The 13,317-nt window shown below is 42.6% G+C and carries 7 protein-coding genes and 5 pseudogenes; 5 read left to right on the top strand and 7 right to left on the bottom strand.

Annotated elements, in window-relative coordinates; genetic code table 11:
- Nucleotides 1-23: 23 nt before the first annotated feature.
- The 3 genes and pseudogenes from TT11_RS00475 (at nucleotide 24) to TT11_RS00460 (ending at nucleotide 4,565) form a co-directional block, all read left to right on the top strand.
- Nucleotides 24-3,016, top strand: a pseudogene (locus TT11_RS00475) (LPS-assembly protein LptD).
- Nucleotides 3,017-3,318: 302 nt separating this feature from the next.
- A complete protein-coding gene (locus TT11_RS00465) occupies nucleotides 3,319-4,116 on the top strand; it encodes a peptidylprolyl isomerase (RefSeq protein ID WP_261868730.1) in 798 nt (265 codons plus the stop codon).
- A 71-nt stretch (nucleotides 4,117-4,187) separates the two neighbouring features.
- Nucleotides 4,188-4,565 (top strand): peptidyl-prolyl cis-trans isomerase, encoded by a 378-nt coding sequence (locus tag TT11_RS00460; protein ID WP_261868729.1) that lies wholly within the window; start codon nucleotides 4,188-4,190, stop codon nucleotides 4,563-4,565.
- A gap of 479 nt (nucleotides 4,566-5,044) precedes the next feature.
- On the opposite strand, the gene TT11_RS00455 is transcribed toward TT11_RS00460, so the two are convergent.
- Nucleotides 5,045-6,175 (bottom strand): endonuclease/exonuclease/phosphatase family protein, encoded by a 1,131-nt coding sequence (locus TT11_RS00455; RefSeq protein WP_261868728.1) that lies wholly within the window; start codon nucleotides 6,173-6,175, stop codon nucleotides 5,045-5,047.
- Nucleotides 6,176-6,614: 439 nt separating this feature from the next.
- Between TT11_RS00455 and asd the strand changes: the two are divergent.
- A pseudogene (gene asd / locus TT11_RS00450) lies at nucleotides 6,615-7,753 on the top strand (aspartate-semialdehyde dehydrogenase).
- 64 nt (nucleotides 7,754-7,817) lie between these two features.
- Here the strand turns inward: asd and TT11_RS00445 are convergent.
- Genes TT11_RS00445 through TT11_RS00435 form a run of 3 tightly spaced genes read right to left on the bottom strand, consistent with a single transcriptional unit; the run spans nucleotide 7,818 to nucleotide 8,413 of the window.
- Nucleotides 7,818-7,934 (bottom strand): heme-binding protein, encoded by a 117-nt coding sequence (locus tag TT11_RS00445; protein ID WP_261868727.1) that lies wholly within the window; start codon nucleotides 7,932-7,934, stop codon nucleotides 7,818-7,820.
- Nucleotides 7,897-8,130 carry a heme-binding protein gene (locus tag TT11_RS00440; RefSeq protein WP_261868726.1) on the bottom strand — a complete coding sequence of 78 codons (234 nt, stop codon included), beginning with the start codon at nucleotides 8,128-8,130 and terminating at the stop codon, nucleotides 7,897-7,899. Before TT11_RS00440 ends, TT11_RS00445 begins: the two co-directional genes overlap by 38 nt.
- The gene (locus TT11_RS00435) at nucleotides 8,111-8,413 is read right to left on the bottom strand and encodes a heme-binding protein (RefSeq protein WP_261868725.1); all 303 of its coding nucleotides are present in this window, start codon (nucleotides 8,411-8,413) and stop codon (nucleotides 8,111-8,113) included. The genes TT11_RS00440 and TT11_RS00435 overlap by 20 nt, the downstream gene beginning before the upstream one ends.
- 416 nt (nucleotides 8,414-8,829) lie before the next feature.
- On the opposite strand from TT11_RS00435, the pseudogene tgt reads away from it, so the two are divergent.
- Nucleotides 8,830-9,980: pseudogene (gene tgt / locus TT11_RS00430) on the top strand (tRNA guanosine(34) transglycosylase Tgt).
- Between the two features lie 140 nt (nucleotides 9,981-10,120).
- Here the strand turns inward: tgt and TT11_RS00425 are convergent.
- The 3 genes and pseudogenes from TT11_RS00425 to fabZ form a co-directional block, all read right to left on the bottom strand.
- Nucleotides 10,121-11,475: pseudogene (locus TT11_RS00425) on the bottom strand (sodium-dependent transporter).
- Nucleotides 11,476-11,774: 299 nt separating this feature from the next.
- Nucleotides 11,775-12,554, bottom strand: coding sequence for an acyl-ACP--UDP-N-acetylglucosamine O-acyltransferase (gene lpxA, locus TT11_RS00420; protein ID WP_261868724.1), 780 nt, complete (start codon nucleotides 12,552-12,554; stop codon nucleotides 11,775-11,777).
- 173 nt (nucleotides 12,555-12,727) lie between these two features.
- A pseudogene (gene fabZ, locus TT11_RS00415) lies at nucleotides 12,728-13,265 on the bottom strand (3-hydroxyacyl-ACP dehydratase FabZ).
- Nucleotides 13,266-13,317 lie beyond the last annotated feature (52 nt).

Genomic DNA, 13,317 nt, shown 5'->3' with positions numbered 1-13,317 from the left:
AACTGTCAGTGCTGCCATTGGTGATGCCAATACGCAAAAAAACTGAACCACTCACTACGGACAGTACAGGCAGCTATGCGTCTAATAGTGTGGCGACTGACACCAATAGTATCAGTCGTACTCAAAGTAATGAGGGCTATCAAGAAGCAGATATTCTAAATGATAGCTATCCAGACGATGCTAATTCTGCTAATACGAACAACGCTACTTTATTAAATGATACTGCGTTAGATAGCAGATTCTCTGAGAACAATGACCTAGATATCACAGATATTAATGAGGCTGCTGACTCTGAAGCTTTTAGCAACGAAGTTTCTAATACTGCTAATTTAAATACAGAAACTAACAACCAAGCAAGCATTGATACACCAGATAGCAGTGCCTTTGCCCCTAAAGCGATAACAACAGATAATGGCAAACTAGATCTTAATGATGAGAGTATTCAAGCCAGCTTAATTCGCTTAGCAGAGTTTTATGAGCTAACACCAGATACCGATGCTTCAACATTAAACAATGAGGCTGTCAGCACTGAAGCGAACAATACTCATAATAATGCGATGCCTGCTGCACAGACGATTCCAAAGGTCGGTAGAGATTTGCGTCTGTTGCCAAATGCCGTGGACAGTGCCCAGCGCTGTGAAGGTCAATGGGTATATCCGCAGAGTAACCCCAATTATCAACGCGCTGTAAACGAAGCTGGTACGGCAAACGGACAACCAGCACCAAATGTGGCTAGCGTTCCGAACAATCAAGCCCCTTTATTTACCGAGTCTGATTACGGTTATTACAATAACGTGAATTACGCTGAGCTATCTGGCAATGTAAAAATCGATCAAGGCACTCAGCATATCGAAGCAGAAGAAGTCATGATTGACTTGAGCAATGGCGTTGCGGCTGCTCAAGGCAAAGTCATGTTTACAGATAATGCGACTGGACAGCGTACAAGCAATGCAGCTACAAACAACGTCTCTACAAATAATGGCCAAGCCAGCTTTAACGATAGAGCGGCACAAAGCGGCTTAATTGGCGTTGCAGACAGCTTGAATTACAATACTGAGACTGGTCAATCAACGGCCAATGATGTGGCTTTTGCCAGTGTTGGACTACAAGCGCACGGCTATGCCAAACGCTTAAACAAACCTAACGAGAGTGAATACGAGCTGGATCAGGTTATGTTTAGTACCTGTCCACCTACCAACCGCAAATGGCAGTTTGAAGCCAAAAGTATCGATCTAAATACTGATACAGGGCGCGGCGAAGCGTATAACACCACTTTCCGTGTGGCTGACATACCCGTATTTTATCTCCCCTACTTTAACTTCCCGATAGACAGTCGCCGTAGTAGTGGATTTTTATTACCAAGTGCTAGTGTCAGTAGTGAAAGCGGTCTTGAAGTTGATATTCCTTATTATTTCAACTTAGCACCTAACTACGATGCCACCCTTAACACGCATATTTATACTGACCGTAACCCGATGCTATCAGGTGAGTTCCGTTATCTGACTGAAAGTTATGGGGAAGGTATTTTAAACGGTTCATACTTACCAAACGATAAAGAGTATGACGACGAAGATCGTACCAGCTTGTTTTATGACCACACTTGGGCGTCGAAAAGCATTCCACGATTAAGCGCTGATGCCGAATACAACTATGTATCAGATGCCGATTACCTGAATGATTTTGATACGTTGGGCTTGTCAGATAGCACTATAAACTTGCCACGTCGTGCCCGTGTCAATTACTACAATGATTATGTCGATGGTGAACTAAAAGTAGAAACTTTCCAGACTTTAGATGCATTCACTGATAGTGGTGAAGCGTTAGAAGACAAAGACAAGCCGTACTCACGCTTGCCACAGCTCAAATTAAATTATCGTCTGCCTTGGGCTGAGCGCTTCGATATCACTGGTATTCATGATTCTGCATACTTCAAGAAGTCTATCGATGATGGTTCTGAAAACGAAAAAAGTGGCGCACGTATCTACAATAAACTGAGCGCCGCCTATCCGATGGAACCTCTTGGGGTTATATCAAACCTAAGCTTAGCTTGCAGCATCTATATACGTCATATGATGAAGATAGCTTGGAAGATAATCAGCTTAGTGAAGAAGATGGCAGTCAATCGGTTTTTGTCCCGCAAGCCAGTATTGATGCGGGTTTGACTTTTTACCAAGCAGGCTCACCGTTTGGCGCGTTTGACGATACAATGGGCGGCTATCGTTTACTTAGTCCGCGCGTAAAATATACGTATTCACCGTATAAAAACCAAAACGACATTCCTAACTTTAATACGCGTATTGCCTCTATTAACTATGAGCAGCTATTTTCGGACAGTTGGTTTTTAGGTCATGATCGTTTGCAGGATTTGCACTCTATTACGCCTGGCGTCAATTATCGTTACATCGATGCAACGGGTGTGACACGTTTTGATGGTAGCATTGCAGAACAGTTCTATCTAGATGATGGACGTGTAACACTTGATGACGATCAGCCAGTATTTACCTCGTCTTCTTCGGGTATGGTATGGGATACCAGCACTCAGCCTTATAATAATTTTTGGGTTGATGTTAGCGGTGCCCTAACCAGTAATTATGATTTGAACTACGTTACGACTGAACTTCGTTATCAGCCATCAGACAATAGCTTATTTAATGTGGGTTATGTTAAGCGTCAGCGTGATGATAATACCGATCAGTTGCCATTATCTGCGTTTACCGCTTCCGCTGTTTTCCCTATCAATAACAGCTGGCGTATATTGGCTCAGGGTCAGTACGATTATAATCGTAACAAGATGCTTGATTCACTCATCGGTGTTGATTACGAAGATTGCTGTTTCGGCTTTGCTGTCTATGGTCGTCGCTATTACAATGACCTAAACGTAAAAGACGAGCCAACGCAAGCTATTATGGCAGAAGTTAGATTAAATGGTCTTGGCAGTGGTAGTAGCCGCTTGACACGATTGCTTGCTGATAAGATTTTGGGCTTTGAACCTGTACAGACGGCATGGAAGGACTAACCAGTTTTTTTGCTAGATTAGAGTTATTTACGTAAATATTTATAAGACACTATTTGAATCCCTATTATGGGAAACGCTGTCGAATATTTTATTATTAAGGATATCGGATAGAGTTGACGACTACCATCCGATGCAATGACATTGATGAGGAGCATCATGAGATTTTTTTCTTTACGTCAGACTAGCAGAGCAGTATTGCTATCTATGGCAGGCTTACGCTTACGTTAAGTGCCAACGCTGCTACTGTCAAACCTGCAGCGGCTCAAGCTTCTACTTCTGCTGCGCAAAGCTCAGTTGATCGCTTGACTCCAGCCAATAGTACAGACGGTATTATTGCTTTAGTTAATGAAAATGCTATCTTAAAAAGCGAATTGGTTGATGCTATCGAGCAAACCCAAGCACGTGCAAAAGCTGCTGGTGAGCCTATCGCAAACTCAGCACAACTACAGTCTGAAGTGTTAAACGCGCTTATTTTGCGTGAACTACAACTGTCTATGGTCAAACGTGCGGGACTGTCTGCTGATGAAGCAGAGATCAATCAACGTCTTGGTCAAATCGCTCAAGCTGAAGGCCTTAATAGCATCGCAGCATTGCAGCAACGTCTAGATGCAGCACAACCTGGTAGTTATGCCAATCTACGCGCCAAACTGATCGAAGAGGCTTCTATCCAAGCGCTACAGCAGCGTCAAATTACTCGCCGAGTACGTATTAGCGAGCAAGACATTGATGCATTTTTGGCCTCACCTGAAGCCAAACGTCTGAATCAAAGCGAATATCAAACCATTCACGTACGTGTGCCTTATATAGATGACTATAGTCGCCTATCAGCCGCTCAACGTGAAGAAGCATTAAAAGTCGCGCAAGCATTACGTACGCGTTTGCTTGAGCCAAATGTCAACGTCGCTGAGGCCGTTGCCGCTAGCCAAGGTAGCTATCCGATTCCACTACAAGGTGGAGATATGGGCTTCCACAAGGCAGCCTCTTTACCGACAGAGCTTTCCAGCAGAATTACCAAATTAGACGTTGGTACCGTAAGCGAGCCATTATTAACTCCTGAAGGTATTGATATCATCAAACTTGCTGATAAAAAAAGCCAGTGACACGATGCTGATACCACAGTGGCATACTCGCCATATCTTAGTCAAAGTCGATGATCTACAAACTGACGCGCTTGCTGAACAAAAAAATTAATGATCTATACGAGCAACTTCGTGGCGGCGCTGACTTTGCTAGCCTAGCCTCAACATATTCAGACGATCCAGGTTCTGCGGGACGTGGCGGTGATCTTGATTGGGTTAGCGAAGAAGATATGGTTGGTCCATTTGAAGCCACCATGAAAAATACAGCGGTTGGTGACTACTCTGCACCATTTAAGACAAAATTTGGTTGGCATATCCTAAAAGTCGACGGTAAGCGTGAGCAGGATATTAGCGAGCAATATCGTCGCAACATGGCACGTCAAGCACTGTATCAACGCCTAGCACCGCAAGCTCAAGAAGACTGGCTACAAGAGCTACGTGCTGGCGCTTATATCCAGATACTTGGCTAATGTGTTGTAATAAGCTAATAGTATTAAGTTAGCTAGAATATTGAATCGATTTAAATAAAGAAGGGTATATGCCATTGCATATACCCTTCTTTATTTTGCGCAGTTAGATATTTAACTGGAAGCTTTGATGAGAAAATCCCAAAGTTAAATAGTTTAAATCTTGATAAACCAAAATCTATACACAAAGAAAAACCCCGAACCTAGGGCGATTGGTTCAGGGTTTCAATGCTTCGTGTTATTGTTATTATCTCTCTTCCGTGCTGACTCATCCTAAGTCATTTAACAGCATTATATAAGACAGCGGGCTGACCTGTGCTTTTATTGATACTGTCTCAACACTACATCCATGCGTATCCTTGTGTTGATGGATGTATTATAGGCCAATGGATTTGGTGCCGATAGAAGCTAAAGACTCTATTTTGCGTAAGCATATGCTTACATCACTTTTATGCATTACAGCTAATAAACAGCCTCTTTTATCAACCAAAACTGCGCTGCTCTTGTCTGTGCTCTTCTGACACTTTTTCGCCTTCTTTTTTGCCTTCTTCGATCTTGTTATCAGTTTCTTGGATATCTTCTGCTTGTGCCGTAGGCGCATTGCCTTCTTGATTGCTTGCCTCTTCTGGCTCATATTGCAAGGTAGTCATCACAGGAAAGTGATCAGATCCTACGGATGGCATACGCTGAATATCAACTACCGTAAAGCAAGCACTATGGAAAATATGGTCTAGAGCCCAACGCAGAAACGGGTATTTAACATGAAAGGTATTAATAAAATGTCGACCAATGCGAGGATCTAGCAAGCCAGAAATACGCTGAAAGCGACGAGTAGTTTTTGACCATGCGACATCATTGAGATCACCTGCCAGTATCGCCGTTTGGTCGTTTTCTTTTATGTGTTTACCTACCATGAGCAGCTCAGCATCACGTGTGGTGGACTTATCAGCTTCAGTTGGGCTAGGCGGCATGGGATGCAAGCAATATAACCAAATGACGCGACCACCTTGTAAACGCAACTGTGTATGAATAGAAGGTATATCATCTATCATCAAATACTTAACTTCAGGATCGATAAGCTCAAGCTTAGAATACAAGTGCATACCATATAAATTATCTAATGGCACTTTCACGGTATAAGGATAGTCAGGCTCAACTTGCTGTAAGGCTTGCTCCCATTTCTTATCACTCTCTAATGTAATTAAGATATCAGGCTGCTTTTGCTTAACCAAATCGACCAGTTTTTGCGTTTCGTCATTGGGTGTCAATACGTTTGATACCATGATTTTTATCTGATGCGCTTGCTCTTCTGGCTTATCTTTTGCCTTTTGAACTTCTTTTTTCCACAGCTTAGTATAGGGCAGTACCATTCTCAGCTGAAATGCTAACGTACCGCTCAATACAACAAACAATATCCACTGCCATAACTCCCACTCTGAGAAAAACACTAACATGCCAAACCAAGCGATAATACCAAGCACCATTATTTGAATACGTGGAAACTCAACACCGCGCACCCACCAGTTATCCAGCGGCAACCAGCCCCAGATTGTGACAAAGGCGATGAATCCTGCTAGACCTTGTAAGGCGTAATATAATAGTGAGAGATCCATAAGTAGGTACTAACCGTTGATTGAAATTTTGATAGAGCCGATGATGTATATTGGTTAAGCTTTTATTTGATAAGAAATATCGTGGTTGTAACTCACCTGACATCAAATAACTAACGTCGAGTAATTGTGTTTGAGACTTACTTTAGCATTTCAGAAGATTCTCGCCTACTGGTGAGTCTCAATTATGCGACAACTATCATAAAACGTTACAATACTGGCTCACTCAATGTAATGAGTGCTTTATTAGACATTATATTTTTGAGGTCGTTAGATAGCTAAGTATCTCTTCAATAGTAATAACTTAAAGTTATAGTCGACATAGTTAATAGTGTATGGAAAACGACCAAATAATAGCCAAAACGCCTTGCTTTTTCGCGCCATTCACGGCATTGTTATCGGTTGACGATGCAACAAATAATTGTAAATAGGATTGAACTTCATGAGTGATTTAACAGTAGGTTTGGTAGGCTGGCGCGGTATGGTAGGGTCAGTATTGATACAACGTATGCAGGAAGAAAACGACTTCAACGGTATCACACCCGTGTTTTTTTTCAACCAGTAATGCTGGTGGTGATGCACCAAAATTCGATGGTATTGAAACCGGCCAACTAAAAGACGCTCATGATATTGAAGCACTTGCTGCTTGTGATGTCGTTATTACTTGCCAAGGTGGTGACTATACGTCAAAAGTCCATCAACCACTGCGTGATAGCGGTTGGAACGGCTACTGGGTTGATGCGGCAAGTACGCTTCGAATGAAAGATGACAGCATCATCATTCTTGATCCAGTCAACCGTAACGTTATTGATAGTGCCCTAGCCAACGGCAAAAAAAGACTTTATCGGTGGTAACTGTACCGTATCGTTGATGCTGATGGCTATCGGTGAGCTGTTTAATAAAGGCTGGGTCGAATGGGTCAGCGCGATGACATATCAGGCTGCTAGTGGCTCTGGCGCAAACAATATGCGTGAGCTCATCAATGGCATGGGTGTGTTACGTGATGCCGTCCAAGACGAATTGGCTGACCCAGCTAGTGCTATTCTTGAGATTGATAAAAAAAATCGCTCAGACTCAGCGCTCAGCAGACTTTCCTACACAATACTTCGGTGTACCATTGGCAGGTAGCTTGATTCCTTATATCGATGCGCAGCTAGAAAACAAACAGTCAAAAGAGGAATGGAAAGGCGGCGTCGAGACCAATAAGATCTTGGGTAACGATGATACCAGTACGATTCCTATCGACGGTATGTGTGTACGCGTCGGCGCTATGCGTTGTCATGCGCAAGGTTTAACGATCAAGCTGAAAAAAAAGACATTCCACTAGAAGAAATCGAAGCTGCACTCAAAAACAGTGGCAACGAGTGGTTGGACTTAGTCGAAGATGACAAAGAAGCTACTATGAATCGCCTAACGCCAGTAGCAGTGACTGGCACCCTAACCGTTGCGCTAGGTCGCTTACGTAAGCTTAATATGGGCCCTGAGTATCTAGGCGCATTTACTGTTGGTGATCAATTGTTATGGGGCGCAGCAGAACCATTACGTCGCATGCTTAATATCATCCGTGAGCAAAACGTCTAACTTAGATACCTTATATTAAGCACAAAAAGACAGCGATTGCTGTCTTTTTTTTATGGATCGATTACTATTTAGATTGATACGCAATCATCACCTCATTACGACGTAAGAATGGTAGCGTCCAAGGTGGGTTATAACGTGCTAATTCAGGCTCGCCTATAGGCGTCAAATTCTGGTTTTGCATCCATGTTTGCAGCGCTTCGGTTTTTTTCCGCTACTTTGTCCTTTCCTGCGAGCCAAGAGAACTTAATCACACCGTACGTCTGTGCAGGCACTTCTATAATTTCAACGTTTGGATTGTTTGGCTTTGGCAGTGTTTGCATCGTATATTTACTAGGCATCGTAAATTGTACGCGCCACTTACCATTGTCTTGTTGCATACTGACTGGTGCTGTCATGGCAATTTTTTTGTGACTCATTATCACTTTCTTTGTTATCAGCTTGCATCGTGACAGGTACCGTCATACTAATTTTACTACTGTCGCCACTTGGTGCGGTGTTATTACCAAAAATATAGTCCGCTAAAACCTTAAATCCTTCACGACTTGCTGAGTCTTGGTCACCACTCACCCACGTTTGCGCTACTAGCTGCTCATCATAACGACGCAGCTCAAAGTCATCTACTTGGGTCAACACCGTATATTTCGGCTCTTCAGTAGCCATAGCCCCTCCTGATATCAATAATAAACCACTCAATAATAAGTAAGCTGTCTTTTTCATATTATGTCTCCAGCATCTAAAAGCATGATGTGGTAATGATTATCACCTCACCTGTATGACTTCTACTGTATCAACAGACCTTTATCCTGTCTGTGTTTTTTGGGGTGCTATCTGTGTTTTTTAGTTATAGTAAAGCGGTATTTACCAAAGTGTATATTTAGCGTATACCGATGATATCTAATAACTATAGTCAAAGAACGCTAAAATGTATGTAAGGCAGCCGATTGAAAATCGCACAAGTAGTATATTTAGGGAAAGTAACGCCGTAGTAGTTCAGTGATTCTCTGACTATATGTCCAAAAAACTGCTAACAATGCTATAATTAGCGCCATTTTCATAGCTTAAATAGCGGTTATCATATGCAATTTGTCTTACATAAAACGGCCAGCGGTGCAACGCGTGCACGCCGTGGTACGGTTCATCTCAATCATGGCGACGTGCAAACGCCTGCTTTTATGCCTGTTGGTACTTATGGTACGGTCAAAGGCATGCTGCCACGTGATATCGAAGCCATCGGTGCTGATATTATTTTGGGCAATACCTTCCATCTCTGGTTACGTCCAGGTACTGAAGTCATTGATAAATTTGGTGGCTTACATAAGTTTATGCATTGGGACAAACCTATCTTGACCGATTCGGGCGGTTTCCAAGTATTTAGCCTCGGCGCAATGCGTAAAATCACCGAAGAAGGCGTCAATTTTAAATCTCCTATCGATGGCGCTAAGGTATTTCTATCACCAGAAAAATCTATGCAAATTCAGTACAGCTTGAACTCAGACATCGTTATGCAGTTCGATGAGTGTACGCCGTATCCAGCCACTCATGATGAAGCGAAAAAGTCGTTAGAGCTATCGCTACGTTGGGGACAGCGCTGTATCGATGAGCACAACAGACTGGGCAGCACCAACGCGTTATTCGGTATTGTACAAGGCAGCATGTACCCTGATTTGCGTCAGCAATCACTTGAAGGTCTGTTAGAGATTGGCTTTGATGGTTATGCTATTGGCGGTCTATCAGTGGCGAGCCTAAAGAAGAGATGATAGACGTCCTAGATTACCTGCCTGATGATATGCCAGCAGATAAGCCGCGCTATCTTATGGGCGTTGGTAAGCCTGAGGATTTAGTTGAAGGCGTACGCCGCGGCGTAGATATGTTCGACTGTGTGATGCCAACGCGTAACGCGCGTAACGGCCATTACTTTGTGACGGGCGATGCAGACAATGCTGGTGTGGTACGTATCCGTAATAGCCAATATCGCAATGACGAAGGCCCATTAGATCCTGAATGCGACTGCTATACCTGCCAAAACTTTAGCCGTGCTTATCTGTACCATCTTAATAAGTGCAAAGAGATGCTAGGTGCTCAGTTAGCGACCATTCATAATTTACGCTATTACCAACGTTTGATGCAGGGTGTTAGAGATGCTATCGAGCAAGATAAATTTGATGAGTTTGTCAGCGAGTTTTATGCCAAACGCGGTCAAACAGTTCCTGAGTTAAACTTGCGTTAATCCTGTTTAATATTCACGACCGTATAATGATATCTGTTGAAATAAAAAGGGCTTAAGAATAATCTTAAGCCCTTTTTCTATGATGCTTTTATCACTTAATGATTATCACCTAATGATTCAAATAGCGTCAATTCTGACTACTATCCCATCAATGACGTCACAAATACTACAATAACAGCGATTGGCGCGATGAATTTCGCAACGATTTGCCACAGCTGCCATGTACCATTAGATAAACCAAGCTCTTGCTGAATGTTACGTTGATCCATTTTCCAACCAACAAATACAATTGCCGCCAGACCGGTTAGAGGCAATAGGAACTTACTAGTAAGCTTATCTAATGCATCAAAGATACCATTACCCATGATAGTGAAGTCAGACCATAGGTTAAACGATAGCAGTGCTGCAATACCTAACAACCAGATTACTGTACTTGCCACGATAGTCGATACAGTACGACTCATCGACGTGCGCTCTTCTAACAACTCAACGGTTGGCTCAAGTAACGAGATAGATGAGGTGATAGCTGCAAAGGTAATAAGCAAGAAGAACAATGCGCCAATGATAGTGCCCGCACCCATGCTACCGAAAGCAATTGGTAAACTTACAAAGATAAGACCAGGACCTGATGCAGGATCTAGACCATTGCTAAAGATGATTGGGAAGATGGCAAGACCAGCAGCCAACGCAATAACCGTATCTAAAATAACAACGGTACGTGCTGTTTTTAGCAAGTTTACTTCACGGCCCAAATACGAACCATAAGCGACCATGATACCCATACCAATTGATAGGGTGAAGAATGCATGACCTAATGCTGCAAGCATAACATCAGCCGTTAGTTTGCTAAGATCTGGTGTAAATAGGTAAGCAACTGCTTCACCAAATCCACCGTTCATCACGTTATAACCAACGATAACGAATAGAATCACACCCAATAATGGCATTAAAATCTTAGCTGTTTTTTTCGATACCACTTGTCACACCAATACCAACGATGACAGCGGTTAAAATCATAAATACCGTGTGCCAGATCGTTAATGTCCCAGCGGATGCAAGCATAGCATCAAAGGTTGCAGCAACAGAATCACTGTCTTGACCAGCAAAACTACCTGTTGCAACTTTAGTGATATAGTTAAGCGCCCAACCACCGATCACACTATAGAATGATAGAATTAAGAAGCCGCCTAAGATACCAGTAGCACCAACGATGCCCCAGCTACGAGATTTACCTTCGCTAGCAGCCACATCCGCAAACGTGTTGACTGGGTTTTTTTTGACCACGTCGACCAATTAACCATTCAGCAACTAATATCGGAAAACCGACCAGCGCGATACAGAACAAATAAGCAATAACGAAAGCTGAACCACCGCTTTCGCCAACCATGTATGGAAATTTCCATATGTTTCCTAAACCAACTGCTGAGCCTACTGCTGCCAATACGAAGCCAAAGCTTGAGCTCCATTGGGCATGTTCTTGTTTATTGATAGCCATTTTTTCCGTCCTCGTGCTTCAATTAACGTTACTGATAATCTTCCTTGATCAACATAAATAGTCGGCCTTACCGTTGAACTATTTAGTAAACGCTTCAATGTGAAACGCCCAGCAACATTAAGAAAGAATTGTTTACAATATCATAAACGCTCAGTTTCTGCTAAGCGACCAAAAAAGTCAAGTGCTCATAAATATAAAAAGCATAACAAATAGTTATGGCTTTCATCTAATTCGCCTTCATTCTATAAAAATTTAGCTTATTAAAAGTATTTAACTCATCATTAATCGAGTTGTTTTTTTTAGCGGACAACACCGCGGCTGCTATTTTGCAAAGAATCAATAAGTAGCTGGATTTTTGGCTCTTTAGCCAATAGCTCATTATGTAAGACTTCCAACGCTTGTGCAGTAGTCAAACCTGACCTGAAAATCGTACGATACGCTTGACGTAATACATTAATGGTTTCTTTTGACCAACCTTTACGGCGCATACCCTCTATATTGAGTCCATGAGCCTTTGCTGGATTGCCAGACACCATCGTAAATGCAGCCACATCTTTTAGAATGAGGCTGGCTCCGCCAATCAAGCTATAGTCATCTACTGTACAAAACTGATGTATGCCTGAGTTGCCACCGATGATGGTATGGTCGCCGATAGTCACATGCCCTGCCACACCAACATTGTTAGCCAGTACGTTATGATCGCCAATGACACAATCGTGTGCGACATGGGTGTTTACCATCAGTAGATTATGACTACCGATTTTAGTCAGCTCGCCATCTTGCGCTGTACCGCGATGTAAGCTACAGGCTTCACGAATCGTATTGTGATCGCCAATTTCAAGCCAAGTACGCTCACCTGCATACTTTAGATCCTGAGGATCTTCTCCAACACTCGCAAACTGATAAAACTGGTTGTGCGCGCCAATACGAGTCAACCTAGTTACAACGACATGCCTATGCAACACAGTATGTGGTCCAATTGATACTTCATCACCAACGATACAATAGGGCCCGATAATAGCAGTCTCGTCAATCTGCGCGGACGGTGAGATGAGTGCTGTAGGATGAATCTGACTCATAAGATGGGCCCTTGTATCATTTGATGCGAGTAAATAATAAAAAAGTATCGCTATTTCAGTGTTACTAACGAAGCTAATACCAGTTGTGTTGTTGAGTTTACATATAGCTGTTTATTGCAGTGATAGTAAGCGGTTTCAATATCGCTCTTTGTACAGTATGGCTTATTAAAAACTTAAGCACCCTTCGTGTTAGCAGGTTTTTGCTGCTCTTGACGTGCAATCATGATTTGAGCACTAGCCGCCAGTTCATCTTCGACATGGACAGTACAATCAAACTTATAGATGCCATGTCTTTGCATCACGGTTTTTGCACGAATGATAAGCTGATCACCAGGAATCACTCGGCGCTTAAAACGGACTTTATCCACACCAGCAAACAAATACAGATAGCCGTCTTCTGCCGTCAGCCCTGCACTGATAAAACCAAGCACTCCTGACACCTGCGCCATTGATTCCACCATCAATACCCCTGGCATAATCGGCTCATCAGGAAAGTGACCGTTAAAAAAACTCTTCATTAATAGTCACGTTTTTGATACCAGTAATACACTCGCCTGGCGTACAAGCTACAATACGATCTACCAGCATAAAAGGATAACGATGCGGTAAGTAATGCTTAATCGTATGATACGTCAATGGTAGCGTAAGACCTTGCTCAGCCAAGCTTTTAACGTCTTCATCAGTTGGGATATCTATATTGTTATTGCTCATAATGACGCTTCCTTGCTGTGTTTTGAATATCTATCATTTGTTTGTGTTTGCA

This window comes from Psychrobacter sp. JCM 18901 (assembly GCF_000586435.1).
In the GTDB taxonomy this organism is placed as follows: Bacteria; Pseudomonadota; Gammaproteobacteria; order Pseudomonadales; family Moraxellaceae; genus Psychrobacter.
Note: the sequence above shows the minus strand (reverse complement) of the source record. Positions and strands in the feature narration are given on the sequence as shown.